The organism is Gottfriedia acidiceleris (assembly GCF_002128425.1).
In the GTDB taxonomy this organism is placed as follows: Bacteria; Bacillota; Bacilli; order Bacillales; family Bacillaceae_G; genus Gottfriedia; species Gottfriedia acidiceleris.
This window is the reverse complement of record NZ_NESS01000006.1, coordinates 301,339-317,486: the sequence shown is the minus strand read 5'-3', so window position 1 is coordinate 317,486 and position 16,148 is coordinate 301,339. Positions and strand designations below refer to the sequence as shown.

Genomic DNA, 16,148 nt, shown 5'->3' with positions numbered 1-16,148 from the left:
ATTGTTGCCTTCATTTAATAAAGATAATTTCCTAATTGAATTAATCCTAAAAAGTTTTTTCCGAGTATGTATTCCTTTTCGTTATCAGGAATTAGAAGGGATTCAATCCAGCTTTTCTTGTCCGAATAGTCATATTCATTAAAAGTCTTCATTCCATATGGTCCGTCACAGCCAAATAGAACTTTACGGAAACCTAATACCTCTACCGCTTGTTTTACAATTGACGGATTTAGATAATCACTTGATGTATCAACATATACATTTGGTTGTTCCTTAACGTATTTCCATAGTTTTCTCCAAAATGGTAGACCAGCGTGAGCATAAATTAATTTAAGTTTAGGAAAATTTTCAGGTAGATATTTATAGGAATCACTCTCAGAAGATAGATGAATAATCATAGGTACACCTTTTGATTCACATAAAGCAGCAACTGGTTCAAGAGCTTTAATACTATAACCATGCATGAATGGATGAGCTTTTACCCCAATAAAACTAGGGTTTTTAAGATAGAATTCTATTTCTTCCATAAAATTAGGAATCATAGGGTTCACTGCTGCCCAACCTAGAAATCGGTCTGGAAATCTTGCAATTGCAGTAGCCACGATATCATTGTTCGGCTTGTTAAAAATCTTATATGAATTTCCATAAAGTTTCAAATAACCATCTTTTACAAGACTATCATAAAGCTTGTGACCAATTTGAGGTGTATTAAGTATTAGAAAACGGAATAATCGTTGTATATGATACTGAATGGTACTATCTGATTCAAACATTGTTTCACTCATTGGGGGGATAAGAGCAGTTTTTGCTACATTATTTTTATCCATCCCCTCTATCATTTTTTCTAAAGTCAGCATGGATTCATCCACATGAAAATGGCAATCAATAATTATATAAATCTCCCCTCTTCTACTCTATTATTTTCAATGTATTGGTTTATCAACTTTTAAATGATTCACTTTTAACCTATTTTTACTAGTATCATATATATGCTTTGAAAAAAACTTTATTTAATTAAAGACTTCTGAACAGCTTCAATACACCTTTAACAGCAAAAGAATTGCTCTTTCTTTTTTACGAATTTATTTAGAAGCAGAAGCTCTCTCAGAGGGATTTTTCAGCTATTCAATGTGGGATTAAGAATTGGAGATACATAGTATTTTCCAGTCATTATGTACTGTGATACAAAAAAATAGCTGAACCGTTAGTAGCCGAGTGAAACACAGCTACTAAAATAAGTTTCGTATTTTATGGGACTAGCTCAACCCAATAGCTTAAAAAAGAAAAAGGCTTATACATTTCTTTATAAGCCTTTTTTTAGTTAGGTTATCTATAGTCTTTTAATTGAATTGAGTGGTATCTAGTAGTTTTACTAATTAATTTAGTACGTTTGCTGTCTGAGTATGAATAATAAATTATTTTACTCCTGTTGAAATAAGCGTCATTCTTCACATAAATTACCGCTTTTAGATATTTAGGGGTATAGTTACCAAATCCAAGGAAAACTAATATACCATTCCAAACAGCTTTTGCTTTATTTATATAATAACCTCCTGGTAATCCATTAATCAGAGTAGTTGCAACTGCTGCTACGAATCCGTCACGTGCACTTGTAGTACCATAAACAGTTTTTGCATAAGTATAATCTTGATATCCATCATTTACTACCATACGAGCTGATTTCTCAGGAGTTTCAGGTGTAGCTAATGCTTCAGCTTCAAGTTGTTCAAGTTTATCTGATTCATCGACGAAAATCGTATCATCAGTTATGTTGCTTGCTTCTTCCTGTACTAGCTGAGTTTCTTCTGCATTTACAAAGTTTGGAGCAATTGTTGATGTCAAAATTGCTCCAGAGAGTACGGTTATTCTTAATTTTGTCATGATTTCCTCCTAACATTTAACTATTCACTTTTAATGTTAACAAAATATTTGGAGGAAAAATGTTCCATAAATGACGTTTTTATGTACTTTTGTCACAATATTTATCAAACTATTTTATGGTATAATATAACAATTAATCTATAGATTTAGAAGGTGTTTGTGATGACTTATTTGACAAAAAAAATAAAACCTTTTTTTATAGCAGTAATGATAGGTAGTCTTTTTATTATTAAACCTCAAAATATTGATTTAAAAATAATTTTTATGTGCATTTTAGGTGGATCACTTATATTAGAATCTTGTTTTCTAAGCTACAAAAATAAACAGGTGACTAATCGTATAGATTTCTTTTTTGGTTTGTTTTTAATTTGTTTTTCTATCTTTCAAAAAATAAATTAAATCTATCATCCGTCACAGCTTGCATTAAAATTGTATTACTATCAGTTAACATTTTTTTATTACTTTATTTTCTTTTTCAAATTCTTCAAAACGTTCATTTGTAAACTTCAAAATGCTCCAATATTGTATCAAGTTTTTATAAAAGGTGTTACAGGATTATATAGACATGTGTAGAGTGCATGTGGAAACACTTGAGATGCCAGTGAGTTACATCCATATTTATATAAATTAACACTATACATTATATACGTTCAATTATTTTCGCCAAAATGCGATTAGAATATATATATCTAGCTACCGAGGGAGGGATATTTATTTGATCCATAATATCGGGATTAAACACTGTTCTGTCTTTGGTAAAAAAGTAATAATTTTTATAATAATTTTCCTTTGTGAAATTCCATTCAATGAAATGTTTTTTATTTGTTAATAAAAAGTCTAAAATAAATATTTTTGCCTCACCACTTGGCTCATCTTCTAATTATTTTTCTGGTCCTTTATTCTTTTTTCTAATACAATTGGTCTCATTAACAATATTCAATTTGATTTAAAAAAGGATTTTCAATCGAAGAACCTTTGAAAAAAATCTTTATGTTAACTAGGTGTATAAAATATCTATTGTATAGTTTAAATCAATAAAATTAGAAATTATTTATATTTTGTTTTGTTATTATGACTTCTCTATTCTATACATGTTTTCATTTTTCATGATTTTATTTCATTTAAAACTTTAAAGTTATTGTTAGTAAATAATATGTAATTTTGTTTTGTTGTTTTAATTAAAATTCGATTAGTTGTACCATATGGTGACCCTATTCGAATTGCATTGTTATCTTCTCCACCATAAGTACTATCCTCTGAAATTCCAATAATTTCCTCTAATGGAATATTGATTTTTGTCAGCTGCCATTTAATAATCAATTCTTTTTCTGTTTTTTTTACGTCAATTCCTAATGTAAACATATTTTGAAATCCTCTTTCCATGTTTTTTATTTATATAATTTTTATATAGATTCTTATAGTTAAATATAAAGAATTTTCAAATCCACTTTTTTTCCATTTTATCCCTTTTTATGAAGAAAGAGCAAATAAATATTAATGAAAAAGCTAAGATACTCATAAAAGGTAGTGTTATAAAACCAAAATATTGAACTTGGATAGTCGTACAGTCACTAGTAATATTACAAAAAGCACTCTTTTGATGTAGATTTTGAATAATATATTGATAGGATGCTGTTAAAATTCCAAGGAAAGTTAAAATTCTAATGTAATATTTAACATTAGTGTCTTTTATTATCATAGAAATGATAGTAATTAATGGAATGGGATACATTAAAATTCTTTGATACCAACATAAATCACAAGGAACTAATTTAACAATTTCACTATAATATAAACTTCCTAGGGTCGCTGATAGTGAGATTAAAAGAGAAATTATTAAAAATTCTTTTGATGTAAGCTTTCTCATAGTAATATCTCCTTATAAAACCTCGTTTAGTTTTTCTTTTAAGTCATTTACATAGTCTAAATACTCTTTTTTAATTTCTTCGGATTCTAAATTTTTATAGATACTTATTGACTGTTCCCATTCTCCTAAAAAACAGTGTAATTTTAATATTGAATATTTAATATGATCATTAGTTGAATTTATAAGACTATATTTTATTTCTTCAGAGTTATCTAAACTTATTTGTAAGTAGTTTATTAGTTTTTTTACTTTTAGTTGTATGTCTATAAAAAATAGGGTTGCTTTATAGTAAGCTATATCTAAACAATTTGGAAAAGTTTGTTCTAATGATTTTAATATTTCACTTAACTCTTTAAAGTCCCTAGTTAGGAAAAGTATTTTACACAGGAGCAACATAGTGTCTAGATAATATCGTTTATCTGAACTAGAATTATATAAATCCAATGCATTAAATAGTACATTTTTAATTAAAGTACTATCGTCATTAGCTTGTTCTAATTCTCTTGCGTAAAAAAATAACCATTTAGGATTTTTAGGTTCTATATTTATCATTTCTCTAGTTAATGCAATATTTCTTTGGTTCTTCTCTATTTGATTAACTACTTTAGGACTATATCCATCATGATGAACATAAATATCTACACTCATATGATTAGGTATAGTATTATCAATAAAAACTGGTTCTTCATGTACCTTCCCTTTAAATAGAATTTTATTTTTTAAAGGGAATAATCTTCTAGTTTCTGTATATATATGACCATTATGTTCAATAATCATAGGGCTAACAACACATTTAATTTTTAAAAAATCGATTAATTTTGCTATTCTTTTAGCTTTTCCCTGATTTTTTATATCATAAATATTATCTGCATCAATAAAATATATCCAATCAGAAGAAGCATGCTCAATAACTTTATTTCTATGAAAAGAAAAATCATTTATCCAATTTTCAGAAAGGATCTCCACACTTGGAAAGTAGTGCTTTATGATATCTATGGTATTATCTGTTGATAATGAATCAATAATAATGATCTTATCAAACTCATCAATAACACTTTCTAAACATCTTTTTATGCATCTTTCCTCATTAAAGGTTAATATTCCACAAGTAATAGAAGGAGATTTTAGATTTTCATATCTCTCCACCATTTCCTCTAGACTTCCTGTATAATCCACTTCTATATAATTAATTGTATTAATTTCTCTTATAAGATGTATGTCTTTTAAAAGTGAAGAACCAGGAAAGTTCAAATTTAAATTTTTAAAAAGATTCTTTAAGTCCCCCAAAAAGTGTTCCTCCTACGAAAAATTTAATCATATTTCAAAAATTTTTTTAAAACTTTTTCTGATTGTACTCCTTCTAATCGTGCTAATTCTTTTCCATTTTTATAATGTAAGAAGGTAGGTGTTTTAGTAAGATTTTGATCTTTTAAGAAAGATATATCAAAATTTTTATCTTCTTCTACATTCATTGCAATGAGCTTAATATGATCTTCTTTTATTATTTTGTTTACGATTGGTTTCATCTGTGCACATCCTGGACAACTTGTCTTATGAATATAAATAACAAATTCGGAATTCGATTTAATTTTATCTTCATATTGTTTTAAGCTTATATTTTTGTAAAGGGGCTTATCTAAACTACTCGATTGTGAAATAATACCTACTATACAAATAGAAGCAATTAGTAAACTAATAATAAATAACCATTTTTTCATACACTTACCACCTTTGTAGTATTTAAATTATCAAAGTTTTCTTTTATGACTTTATCTTTAAAAATAAACTTTTTATCATAATGATTAATAATTTCAGGATTATGAGTAATAAATAGAATAGAACATTCTAATTCAGATAAATTATTGTATATTTTTTTAAAGGTTTCTGAATCTACATTACTAAGTGATTCATCTAAGATTAAAACACTCGGATTATGAAGAATAGCTCTTGCTAGTGATAATCTTTGTCTTTGTCCTGTAGATAAATTTGCAGCATGCTCACTTAAGTAAAATTCAAATCCTTTTGGTAAAGTATTTATAAAATTATAAATTCCTGCAATTTCACAGGCTTTTATGATATCTTTTTTGTCGAAGTTTTCTCCCATACATAAGTTTTCTATAATACTACTTTTAAAAAGGAATGGATTCTCGTCTAAATAAATAATTTCTTTTCTTAGTTCTTCAGCATTTATATCATTAATATCTATATTATTTATACATATCTTTGATTTTTCGACCTCATAAAATTTGACCAAAGTTTTTGCAAGGGTACTTTTTCCTACCCCACTTTCACCAACTAATACAATTTTTTCATTTTTGAGAATTGAGAAATTTACATCTTCGATAATTTTATTAAAACTATCAAAGCTAAAGGAAAAATTGCGAAATTGTATTTCAGAAATAGGATGCATTTTTTTTATTTGTTCTTCTTTTTTTATCGGATAATTTAAAATATCTAAAAATCTATCTGTCGCAACGAATGCTTTTTGTAGTTCTGATTGTACACTTATTAATCTATCTAAAGAATTCATTAAAAATAGAATGAGCGAATTAATAAATAATAAGCTTCCTAGTGTAAGTGCATCATTTAAGACTTGTTGGGATCCAATCCATAATATAATTATAGAAGCTGAGCTTTGAATCAAATATTTTAACGTATTATTATTATTTACCGCTTTTAATTCTTTCATTGTTGAATCTAGCTGTACATTAAATATTTTCTCAAATGAATCTGAAAAATATCTTTTCTTATTGAGCGAGTATATAGTTGGCATGTTTTTGATAAATTGAACTAAAAAAGATGTAGTTTTAGCTCTACTTACCATTAAATCTTTATTTTTATTTTCAAGGACTTCATAAAAAAGAACTGTTAGACACAGTAATAGAAGTAAAGGTAATAAGGATGTAAAGAATAAAATGCTATTTACCTTAAAAAGGATAACGCTAATTGCTAATATTATAGTGATATCTAATACTGCAGATACAATATTTACGCTAAGAATATTTCTAATATACGCACTATCATTAAACCTTGAAATAATCTCTCCATCATCCCTATTTAAGAAAAAGTTAATTGGCATTCTAGTTATTTTTTTAAAATATTTTTCAGATATATTCTTATCTATTTTGTTAGACATTTTTAATATAAATAGATTTCTTATATAATCTAACGATACACGAAGTAGACTACTAGCTACGAATATTGCCCCCAAATAAGGTAGATATGAATCTAAGTGCATTGGAATAATAAGATCTACGACAAATTTCATAAACATGGACAATCCAACTGTTAATCCCACAAGTAGTAAGGATAAAAGAAATACTATAATAAAAGAAAATACATTTTCTTTTATTATTCTCTGAAAAAATGTTTTTTTATTATGTATTTTATTTGTTGTATTAGAAACTTCTTTAGTAATCTCAACACTTAATATTATTCCCGAAAAGATATTGTTAAACTCTTTAATCGGCATCTTAGAAATCTTTCCCTCTTCTGGATCACTTATAATTAGATAATCTTTCTCTTTTTGGTATACAACAATATAATGTCCTTCATTATCATTTTTTGTTAAAGCAATAAAGGGCGTTTTAAATTGTTCTAAAAAATCTACTAGTCTCTCTTTATTAATTTTCAGTGCCTTGCATGTAAAATTATCAAATTTATTAAAAACGGAAATTAAGTCTTTTAAACTATATCCCTTCTTATCGAAAGTAAGATCTCTTAAATAATCTATTCCATAATAAAGACCATGAAACTTTAGAATTGAAGAAATACACGCAAGTCCACAGTCATGTTTATCAAGTTGTTTTGTATGTATGAAGTTATTCTTATACATATTACATTTTCCTTTAATTTATAAATTTTTTATTTAAAATCAAAAAAGAAATTTCATCAATATATAATGAAATTTCTTTTGGAATTATATAACTTCATTTAAAAGCTTAGCTCTTAAACATATTAAATATAAGAAGCTTTTCATATGTACACTTTTTAATTGAATTTATATAATTAATAGTTAAATTTTTTATTAATAGCAGTAACTTCTATAAATTTCACAAGAAGTTGCTCCACCGCCACAACCGTAAGCTCCTCCACCTGCACAAGATAGCCAGATAGCTGTACATTGTGCTTTAGTAAGTGCTCCATTTCCTACGTAATTTTCTAGTTCCTCAAAACATAATTCTTGAACTAAGTTTTCCATTTCTAGTTTGTTCTCCATTGTCTATTCCCCCATATATAAGTTATTAAAATATACATTTAAAATTTTTCACACAATTCGAATTCTCAGACTAGTCAATGTGTTAATAATATTCTATTTTAAATGTAAATATATACTACCATAATATTTTGAAAAAATATAGAAAAAAATGGAAAAAATGGAAAAAAAAGTAAACCAGTTGCATTATTGTTGAAAAAAATGTGAATCAATTATGGGGTCCACTTTCTTTAGAAATTGATTGAATACCTATTAAGTTTTATATAAAATTAATTGCATTTAACTTATTTTCCTTTCAATACGCCTTTAAAATTCCTCACAAACAAACATACTAGACAATAGATACCTTTCTTAATGAAGTTTCCAAAACACTTATGCTACTTTACGAAGAACATTTTACCTTTTCTTAGCATTACATTTTCTCCTAACCTCCTAAATCAAATAAAAATGACAATTACAACAGAAAAAACGTCCTAATAGGTTGATATGCAGTTGATTACAAAATTTTTTATCTTTTTTGCAATTTTTATATCTGCTAATCCATGTACTATTTATCAAATGCCAGTTCGATTGAAGAAAAATTGAGAATAGCTGTAGAACAAGACTTAATATCTAATTTTATGGTTACTAGTTTTCTAGAATACAAAAAAATGAAGGTGAAAAATAATGAAGAATGCTAGTCTTTCATTGGAACAAATCAAAAAAATTTTTCCAGGGACATCAACTACTATCATCTCTAATAAACGTTCTGTAACTGTACAGAAATATGAACAATTAAGTTTTTTAGAAATAGAACTTGAAATTTTATCTAATCATCAAAATTAAACCCACTTTAAATTGTCGATGCTTGGTGGTGAATGTGGTTAGATGGCTAAAAAACGAATTATTCTACAGCCAGTTGAAAAAAGTTTTGAAACCCTTACAACAATGGGTGTTTTTATTAATCCAAAAAGTCTTGATGGATGAATTAAAACTTTCACCAACCCAAAAAGCACGACTTTATCAAACGATGTAAGGAACCAGGAATGATTGATATTCAAGAAAATATTTACTTTAGTGGAAAATACCATGTATTCATGCGACGTGTTAGTACAAATCAACAGGATATAAAATCGCAAATTTTAGCTGATGAAATTTACCGTTCATTAATTCCTGATCATTTAATTCTAATTATTGAGGAAAAAGGTGTTTCAGCTAATAAATTACGCTATCACGAAAGAGAGAAAATGAAAGAAGTAATTAGATTAATACAAGCCGATAAAGTGGATACTGTTTATGCTTTTGATCGAACAAGATTATTTCGTAAATTCCTAGATTCTATGTTGTTTTTTGACTTATGCATAAAGTTAAAATAATTTATACATCTTCTGAACATATTCAATCTACTAATCGTGCGCTTTTAGGGGGCATACTTTTTGTTTTTGCGGAAGAGGATGGGAAAAATATAGCAAGAAAATCAAGTGAAGTCAGAAGAGCTTATCCTGCACAAAAATATGGATTTGTTAGAAGTGAGGATAAAAAATGTCATATTTACAATCCGGATAAAAAAGAAACGATATTACTTTTATTTGAAAAACTTCAACTCGTAAATAGCGAGGAAGAATTTTTGGAACTTGTGAAACAGCATATAAACAATTTAAACTTAACCCTAAAAAATTTCTTTCTATTATTCTAGATCCTTTTTACGCGGCTCATGACCTAATAAATAAAAAAGTTAAGCTTAATCATGTTGATCCATATATAGCCTTAAATAAATATAATCAAATCCCAAAAAGAATAACTCCTTATTTTGATAATTATTTAAGACATTACAAAAGCTTGATGCTATTCAGCCTACTTCTGTACCCGTTATATGTGGAGTGTGCCAAAAGACACTTAAACTAAAAAAAATTTCTCAACAATTCTATTCTTGTTTCTTTCTGTACAAAAGATGTTATCAACATGAACAAGGACTTCTACTGCTACGTTGAATGTAATTAAGGAATGTGGTGGAAGCATAAAGTATGGAAATATATTTTGTAAAAATAGTAAAGCAATAAAAGAGAAAACTTTATGTGAAACGATATTAAATGATTTATCTAATCTATTTGACGAGCTTAATAAAAATCAACTAGATGATGTACTTCGGAAGCAAATTGATAACAAAAGGAAGCTATTAGCAAAAGAAATTTCTACTCTTGAAACTACTATTCGAAAATTTACAAAAAAGATTCAGTACTATGATTTATTTCTAGAGAAGGAAATTTCAAAAGAAGAGCTTGAAGAACTAAGAGAAATGTTTAAACTAAAAGTTAATAAACATAAAAATGAAATACTAAATATTACCTCTCAGATAGAAGAAATTGCACACGAAGATCATCTACACAACCTTAAAGACAAATTAAACGAGTGCACTAAAAGAGCTTACAGCAAATATACTCCATATTTTTGTAAAGAAAATTGAATATCGAATTGATGGTAGTATTGATATACACTACAATTTTGCAAATGCATTAAAAAATGTGTAAAGGCAACGTACCATGAAAGGGACGCTGCCTTTTAAAGTATTTATTACTTAGTTTTTAAAATGAGTTGCGAGATACACTCCACGTGAGCAGTATGCGGAAACATATCAACAGGCTGTAAATACTTCACATCATAACTCTTACTCAATACATTTAAATCCCTAGCTAAAGTAGAAGGATTACAAGAAACATAAACTAATTTCTTCGGTTTAATTTTTAATACCGTATTTAGAAACTCCTCATCACAACCAGTTCTCGGTGGATCAGTTATGATTACATCTGGTTTCCAGCCTTCATTTAACCATTTTGGTAATACTTGTTCAGCTTTACCTGCTTCGTAGTGCGTATTTGTAAATCCATGGCTTAGAGCATTTGTTTTCGCATCTATGATTGCTTCTTTCGTTACGTCCATGCCTCGAACTTCTTTTGCGTCTTTTGCTAGCCATAGTCCGATAGTCCCTACTCCACAATAAGCATCTACTACTTTTTCTGTTCCAGTAAGTGCAGCTGCTTTTTTGACTTCATCATATAGCTTAACTGTTTGTTCAGGATTTAATTGGAAAAACGCTCTTGCCGAAAGTTCGAATGATAAGTCTCCAAGCTTTTCTTCAATTACTTCTTCACCTGCTAAATAAACAGTTTCACGACCAAAGATCACTGAAGTCATTTGATTATTAATGTTTTGCATTAAGCTTGTAACTTCAGGAATTCGCTTTTTAATTTCACTGATTAATTCATTTTTCTGAGGAAAATCTTTCGTTCCAGTTACAAGTACTAATTGGATTTGACCTGTACGTAAACCAACTCGTGCTACGATTGTTCGGATTACCCCTTTATTTTTTCGTTCATTATAAACAGGGATATTTAAACGAGTTAAAATTTTCTTCACTTTACCTGTAATTTTATTTAAATCCTCATGTTGAATTGGGCAATGGCCAATATCGACAACATTGTGAGAGTTTTGTGTATATAATCCAGCAATTATTTTATTTTTTTCTAGCCCAGCTTGAAGCTGACTTTTGTTGCGATAATTCCAAGGATTTTCCATACCAATCGTTTCTTTAATTGGTGTTTTTTCTAGTAAATCTTTCGCATACTTTTCCATTGCTTGGATGACAATGTCGCGTTTATATCGAAGTTGTCCTTCATAGGTTGCATGCTGAATTTGGCAGCCACCACATTTTTCGTAGATTTTACAAGTCGGCTCTACACGATCTGGCGATGCTTTTCGAATACGTTGAATTTTCCCTTCAGCAAAACCGTTGCGAACATTCGTTACCTCTGCGACTACTTCCTCACCAGGTAATGCTCCTTTAATAAAGACTACTTGTCTTTTGAAGTAACCGACACCCTCACCATTAATCCCAATACGTTTAATTGTTATAGGAAAAGATTGTCCTACTTCTAATTTATTTGTTAACTGATTACTCATATAGACAACTCCATTATTCTATGCTCTTCCAAAGATAAAGGGCCGCGTAGCTTCCAAACGGAGAAACCTGCTCCTTTACATAATTCATTATTTCTTTCGAAGGCTTTTCATCTAAATTTAAAAGCTTTTGAAGTGCGATTTGAATGCCAACATCACCAACCGGGAAAATATCTTTTCTACCAAGACCAAATAATAAGAAGTTTTCAACTGTCCAAGGACCGACTCCTTTAAGCTTGATTAACTCCTTTGAAATGTCCTCCGAAGATAATGTCCGATAATCTTGATGACTTAAAACTCCTTCACTCCAAGCTTTAGCAATTCCAATCATATATTCAGCTTTTCTAGTACTAAGCTGCAAATCTCTTAACTCATCTATCGTTAAATTAGCAATTATTTCAGGTGATGGAAAAAACCACGAATTACCAATTCTTTCACCATACATTCGAACAAATCGTTTTGTTACTTGGATTGCAAATGTACGCTGTATTTGTTGATGAATAATACATGTAATTAAACAAGCAAAAGGATCATTCGAAACGGTAATTGGTGTATGTCCAAAAAGGTCGATTAGAGGAGATATTGTAGTTTGTCTTAAATGATGATGTAACTCTTCAAATTCTGTTTGCCATTGCAAAATAGTAGCAATTTCTTCGAGTATTTTCTCTTTATTTCCATGTTCACTAATGACTTCAAACCGTACGGGAGCATCATTTATTTTCTTAACCTTCACAACTGCTTGATCCCCATCAATATAAAGCGGAATGCTTAACCGCTTTTCAGCAGAATGTACTGTAAATGTTGGCTCATGCTCTAATCTCTTTAAAACTTCTTCCCATTGATATGGTGTTTCTAAAGCAACCTCTTCCTTCCACATTCACCCGTTCCTCCTTAATTACTCTGAAGTGTATTATAGCATAACAAGTACCGCTTAAGAAAATTTGTGTGAAATGCAAAAAAACTAGAGAAAGATCTCTAGTCAGTACAAAATCCAAAATTTTCACAATAATTGCAAGCGCTTGTCAACAGTTTGAAAATACAAAAAAAGCTTGGGGACTAGTCAAGCTTTCTTTGCTCTTTAAATTTTAAGGGAATGGGGAAACTTTCAAGTCCAATCAGGTTTCAAAACTTATCAAATATCGCTACAGCGGTGTTGATATTTGCTATACTTAAATGATAACGATTATCATTATCAAAGTCAATAGTTGAATTAAAATTATTTGAATCTTTTTTTGAGGCTTCTCTCTTAAAAAACTATTATTCAGCTCTACCTCTACTCTCTTCTTTCTTAAAATAACTCTATAAATAATTGGAAACAATACAAGTACAATACCTACTTACCATTCGTAAATTATGTTCTTTCGAAGACGCATTAGGTTATAATTTATGATAAACTATTTAATTGAAAGTAGAGACTAGTGAGGTAAGACTATTATGGAAAAAGCCAAAGTTAGTGTAGTCGTTGTTGCCCATAATCATGAAGATGTCTTAAAAGATTGCTTAAACAGTTTACAAAGTCAATCATTAACTGATATTGAAATGATTATTATTGACAACGGTTCATCTGATAATAGTAAAGAAATAATTGAGGAATATTCAAATTCACATAAAAATTTTCGCTCTATATCATTAGAGCTAATGGCAAAAAACAAAGCACGTAACATAGGTTTACATGAAGCTACTGGAGAGTTTGTAGCAATTATCGATGCAGATGATATTGTAAATCCTTCAGCCTATGAACTTTTATATAATAGTGCCAAAAAAGATCAAACTGATATTGCTTTAGGAAATATCCAATTATTCAATGGTACAAGAAAATGGGAGCACCATGAATTAAAATCTATCATAAAAAAAGATTTACCAACATTACGTGAGTTTCATAAACATCCAGAACTTCTGTTAAATCCTTCTATTAAAAATATGATGATTAAAAGAAGTTTAATAATCGACAATCAATTGCAATTCAATGAGCTTTTAACAGAACAACAAGATTTATTATTTACTCAACAATCTTTTATTTGTTCAAATAAAGTTTACGTAACTTCAGATATCGTCATAAAAGTGAGAGATTTAACAAATAGTGATGTCATTAAACAAACTAGTACTTTAGAATTTTTTGATAACCTTCTCGTTACTCAAACAGAATTAATAAACTATTATAATCTGAAAGATATCACCTCTCATTACTCGCATGTTGAGAAAAAATTATGGGATTATTATTTAACGTCTTTACTGACTAAGGCATACTATTTCCCTTCTGAACAGTACAATGACCTTTTAAGGATCTCATCGGATTTTGCTAAAAACTTGTCTAAAAATCTAATGGAAAATAATACTTCTAAAATTAGTAAAGTATTTTATACAATTTTTCTAAATCAAAATCCAGAAGAATTTCATTTATTGATGAGTTTATTATCAGATCGTACCTTACAAAAAGGCGCAGTGATGATAGAGGGAAAATATTATCATTATTTTGCAAAGTATTTTCCAAAATATAAAGAATACCTAGAAATAAAGGAATTTAATTTACATCAAAAAATTGAAATCCTTTCGTTACGAGGTGACCGCTTGCAAGTTGGTGGCTTCGCATTTATCGAGGAAATTAATAATTTAAATTCTATTAAGGAATTACAGTTTAAAAATAAATCAAATGGTCAATTAATTACAGTTACACTCGAAACTCTTGAACGATCTGATTTGTCTTATCTTTTCTCAAAAAATAGTATCAATTATAATGATGGTGGCTATAAAACAACTACAATTGAGCTAAGTAAAATATTACCAGATGGCGATTATGAAGTGTTTATTTCAGTAAAAGTTGGAGATATTTCATTAAAAAAACCACTTCATATTTTCTATTTTTCAACTAAGGCAAACTCAAAACCAGCAACAACTAAAACACATAGTATCGTACCTTATTTTCCAAAGAAAAATTTACACATTCGAATCAAAAAAACAGGCTTACTCGGAAAATTAAAAACAAAAATCCAAAAATCATTCCGTGATATCGTTTATGAATTTGGGTTACTTGTACTTAGAAGAGAATGGAAGTCATTCCTTATTTTTTACTTATACCGTTTAACCCAAAGATATTATCGAAATAAGCATATTTGGTTAATTGGAGAACGAAAAGATACGGCACAAGATAATTCATACCATTTATTCAAGTACATTCAGAAAAATAAAATAAGAGATAACTGTTATTATTTGATTGATAAAAAGGCAAAGGATTACGAATATATAAAGGAATTCGGAAACATTGTCCAATATGGAAGTTTAAAGCACACACTTTATTTATTAACATGTGATAAAACGATTAATGCCTATTCAGAGCGTGCAAACATGTACACCCATGAGTACTTACAAGTTTTAAAATGCCATCCTGAATGGCAGCAAAATCAAAAAATCCTTATTCAACATGGCGTTATTGGAGTAAGTCGAGTAAATCATGTACTGAATAAAAATCGAATGGGCTATTCATTGTTTATCGTTTCATCTGATTTTGAAAAAGATCATATTGTTAACGAATTCGGTTATGCTGAAAATGAAGTCGCCGTTACTGGATTGGCTAGATGGGATGCGCTTGAAAATACAGGAAATGGGAAAACCATTTTAATCATGCCAACATGGAGAAACTGGAATAAAAGTACTCAGCAATTAATGAACTCTGAATACTTTAACCGTTATTTTTCATTACTTAGTAATCCCGAATTACATCAAATACTAGAAAAAAATGATTTAAATATCATCTTTTATCCGCACTACCAGACTCAAATTTATATGAAGGATGTACCAAATTTCCATAAAAGGATAAAAGTGATTCGTCAAGGTGAAGAGACCGTTCAATCTCTATTAAAAAGATCAGATTTATTAATTACTGATTACTCGACAGTTTCATTTGATTTTTCATATATGGAAAAACCAGTTATTTTCTATCAATTTGACTATAAGCGATTTTACTATGAGCATTACAATCAAGGACCAATTACACAAGACTTACTTTTTGGAGAGGTTGTATCTGAAGAAGAGGAAGTTATTAACGGAATAAAAAAATTCGCTAATAAAGATAAACAATTCTTAGAAAATACAGTCGAAAATCCATTTGTAATTAAAACACCTAAGCAACATGCTAAATTAAACTACGAAGCAATCGCAAACCGTTAAAGAACTGACTAGCCTTTTAGGCGACGTAGATGCACAAAAAAGCTAATGATTAAAGTAGTTCTAGTAAAACTACTTAATCATTAGCCT

15 protein-coding genes are annotated in these 16,148 nt (G+C 28.8%); 5 read left to right on the top strand and 10 right to left on the bottom strand.

Annotated features, from left to right (window positions below; genetic code table 11):
- Positions 1–14: 14 nt before the first annotated feature.
- The 8 genes from B6K90_RS13915 to B6K90_RS13875 all read right to left on the bottom strand — a co-directional run bounded on the left by B6K90_RS13915 (position 15) and on the right by B6K90_RS13875 (position 7,967).
- Complete coding sequence (locus tag B6K90_RS13915; RefSeq protein WP_088013379.1) at positions 15–857, bottom strand: amidohydrolase family protein; 843 nt, start codon at positions 855–857, stop codon at positions 15–17.
- A 469-nt stretch (positions 858–1,326) separates the two neighbouring features.
- Complete coding sequence (locus B6K90_RS13910) at positions 1,327–1,881, bottom strand: hypothetical protein (RefSeq protein WP_088013378.1); 555 nt, start codon at positions 1,879–1,881, stop codon at positions 1,327–1,329.
- 1,104 nt (positions 1,882–2,985) lie between these two features.
- Positions 2,986–3,243 carry a SunI/YnzG family protein gene (locus B6K90_RS13900; protein ID WP_088013376.1) on the bottom strand — a complete coding sequence of 86 codons (258 nt, stop codon included), beginning with the start codon at positions 3,241–3,243 and terminating at the stop codon, positions 2,986–2,988.
- 76 nt (positions 3,244–3,319) lie between these two features.
- Positions 3,320–3,748, bottom strand: a complete 429-nt coding sequence (locus B6K90_RS13895; protein WP_088013375.1) for a disulfide bond formation protein B — start codon at positions 3,746–3,748, stop codon at positions 3,320–3,322.
- A 12-nt stretch (positions 3,749–3,760) separates the two neighbouring features.
- Positions 3,761–5,035 carry a SunS family peptide S-glycosyltransferase gene (locus tag B6K90_RS13890; protein WP_088013374.1) on the bottom strand — a complete coding sequence of 425 codons (1,275 nt, stop codon included), beginning with the start codon at positions 5,033–5,035 and terminating at the stop codon, positions 3,761–3,763.
- Positions 5,036–5,058: 23 nt separating this feature from the next.
- The gene (locus B6K90_RS13885; protein WP_088013373.1) at positions 5,059–5,466 is read right to left on the bottom strand and encodes a thioredoxin family protein; all 408 of its coding nucleotides are present in this window, start codon (positions 5,464–5,466) and stop codon (positions 5,059–5,061) included.
- Entirely contained in the window at positions 5,463–7,583 is a 2,121-nt protein-coding gene (locus tag B6K90_RS13880) for a peptidase domain-containing ABC transporter (protein WP_088013372.1), read from the bottom strand. Before B6K90_RS13880 ends, B6K90_RS13885 begins: the two co-directional genes overlap by 4 nt.
- A gap of 192 nt (positions 7,584–7,775) precedes the next feature.
- On the bottom strand, positions 7,776–7,967 hold the full coding sequence (locus B6K90_RS13875) for a sublancin family glycopeptide (RefSeq protein ID WP_328588103.1): 192 nt from the start codon (positions 7,965–7,967) through the stop codon (positions 7,776–7,778).
- A gap of 663 nt (positions 7,968–8,630) precedes the next feature.
- Here B6K90_RS13875 and B6K90_RS23740 point away from each other — a divergent pair.
- From B6K90_RS23740 to B6K90_RS13860, 4 genes are all read left to right on the top strand, one after another.
- On the top strand, positions 8,631–8,789 hold the full coding sequence (locus tag B6K90_RS23740; protein WP_167555366.1) for a hypothetical protein: 159 nt from the start codon (positions 8,631–8,633) through the stop codon (positions 8,787–8,789).
- A 200-nt stretch (positions 8,790–8,989) separates the two neighbouring features.
- Positions 8,990–9,319 (top strand): recombinase family protein, encoded by a 330-nt coding sequence (locus B6K90_RS13870; protein WP_088013371.1) that lies wholly within the window; start codon positions 8,990–8,992, stop codon positions 9,317–9,319.
- The gene (locus tag B6K90_RS13865; protein WP_088013370.1) at positions 9,301–9,639 is read left to right on the top strand and encodes a hypothetical protein; all 339 of its coding nucleotides are present in this window, start codon (positions 9,301–9,303) and stop codon (positions 9,637–9,639) included. Before B6K90_RS13870 ends, B6K90_RS13865 begins: the two co-directional genes overlap by 19 nt.
- Positions 9,640–9,930: 291 nt before the next feature.
- The gene (locus B6K90_RS13860; RefSeq protein ID WP_088013369.1) at positions 9,931–10,407 is read left to right on the top strand and encodes a hypothetical protein; all 477 of its coding nucleotides are present in this window, start codon (positions 9,931–9,933) and stop codon (positions 10,405–10,407) included.
- Positions 10,408–10,514: 107 nt separating this feature from the next.
- Here B6K90_RS13860 and rlmD read toward each other — a convergent pair whose 3' ends face one another.
- Both rlmD and B6K90_RS13850 read right to left on the bottom strand, forming a co-directional pair.
- The gene (gene rlmD, locus B6K90_RS13855) at positions 10,515–11,900 is read right to left on the bottom strand and encodes a 23S rRNA (uracil(1939)-C(5))-methyltransferase RlmD (RefSeq protein ID WP_088013368.1); all 1,386 of its coding nucleotides are present in this window, start codon (positions 11,898–11,900) and stop codon (positions 10,515–10,517) included.
- 13 nt (positions 11,901–11,913) lie between these two features.
- Positions 11,914–12,774 carry a DNA-3-methyladenine glycosylase family protein gene (locus B6K90_RS13850; RefSeq protein WP_088013367.1) on the bottom strand — a complete coding sequence of 287 codons (861 nt, stop codon included), beginning with the start codon at positions 12,772–12,774 and terminating at the stop codon, positions 11,914–11,916.
- Between the two features lie 557 nt (positions 12,775–13,331).
- Between B6K90_RS13850 and B6K90_RS13845 the strand changes: the two genes are divergently transcribed.
- Complete coding sequence (locus B6K90_RS13845) at positions 13,332–16,061, top strand: bifunctional glycosyltransferase/CDP-glycerol:glycerophosphate glycerophosphotransferase (protein ID WP_088013365.1); 2,730 nt, start codon at positions 13,332–13,334, stop codon at positions 16,059–16,061.
- Positions 16,062–16,148 lie beyond the last annotated feature (87 nt).

Bases quoted from the DNA above. Each gene is read 5' to 3' on its own strand.
- B6K90_RS13915 (WP_088013379.1), bottom strand. From the start codon at position 857: ATGCTGACTTTAGAAAAAATGATAGAGGGGATGGATAAAAATAATGTA.
- B6K90_RS13910 (WP_088013378.1), bottom strand. From the start codon at position 1,881: ATGACAAAATTAAGAATAACCGTACTCTCTGGAGCAATTTTGACATCA.
- B6K90_RS13900 (WP_088013376.1), bottom strand. From the start codon at position 3,243: ATGTTTACATTAGGAATTGACGTAAAAAAAACAGAAAAAGAATTGATT.
- B6K90_RS13895 (WP_088013375.1), bottom strand. From the start codon at position 3,748: ATGAGAAAGCTTACATCAAAAGAATTTTTAATAATTTCTCTTTTAATC.
- B6K90_RS13885 (WP_088013373.1), bottom strand. From the start codon at position 5,466: ATGAAAAAATGGTTATTTATTATTAGTTTACTAATTGCTTCTATTTGT.
- B6K90_RS13880 (WP_088013372.1), bottom strand. From the start codon at position 7,583: ATGTATAAGAATAACTTCATACATACAAAACAACTTGATAAACATGAC.
- B6K90_RS13875 (WP_328588103.1), bottom strand. From the start codon at position 7,967: ATGGAGAACAAACTAGAAATGGAAAACTTAGTTCAAGAATTATGTTTT.
- B6K90_RS23740 (WP_167555366.1), top strand. From the start codon at position 8,631: ATGAAGAATGCTAGTCTTTCATTGGAACAAATCAAAAAAATTTTTCCA.
- B6K90_RS13870 (WP_088013371.1), top strand. From the start codon at position 8,990: ATGATTGATATTCAAGAAAATATTTACTTTAGTGGAAAATACCATGTA.
- B6K90_RS13865 (WP_088013370.1), top strand. From the start codon at position 9,301: ATGCATAAAGTTAAAATAATTTATACATCTTCTGAACATATTCAATCT.
- rlmD (WP_088013368.1), bottom strand. From the start codon at position 11,900: ATGAGTAATCAGTTAACAAATAAATTAGAAGTAGGACAATCTTTTCCT.
- B6K90_RS13850 (WP_088013367.1), bottom strand. From the start codon at position 12,774: ATGTGGAAGGAAGAGGTTGCTTTAGAAACACCATATCAATGGGAAGAA.
- B6K90_RS13845 (WP_088013365.1), top strand. From the start codon at position 13,332: ATGGAAAAAGCCAAAGTTAGTGTAGTCGTTGTTGCCCATAATCATGAA.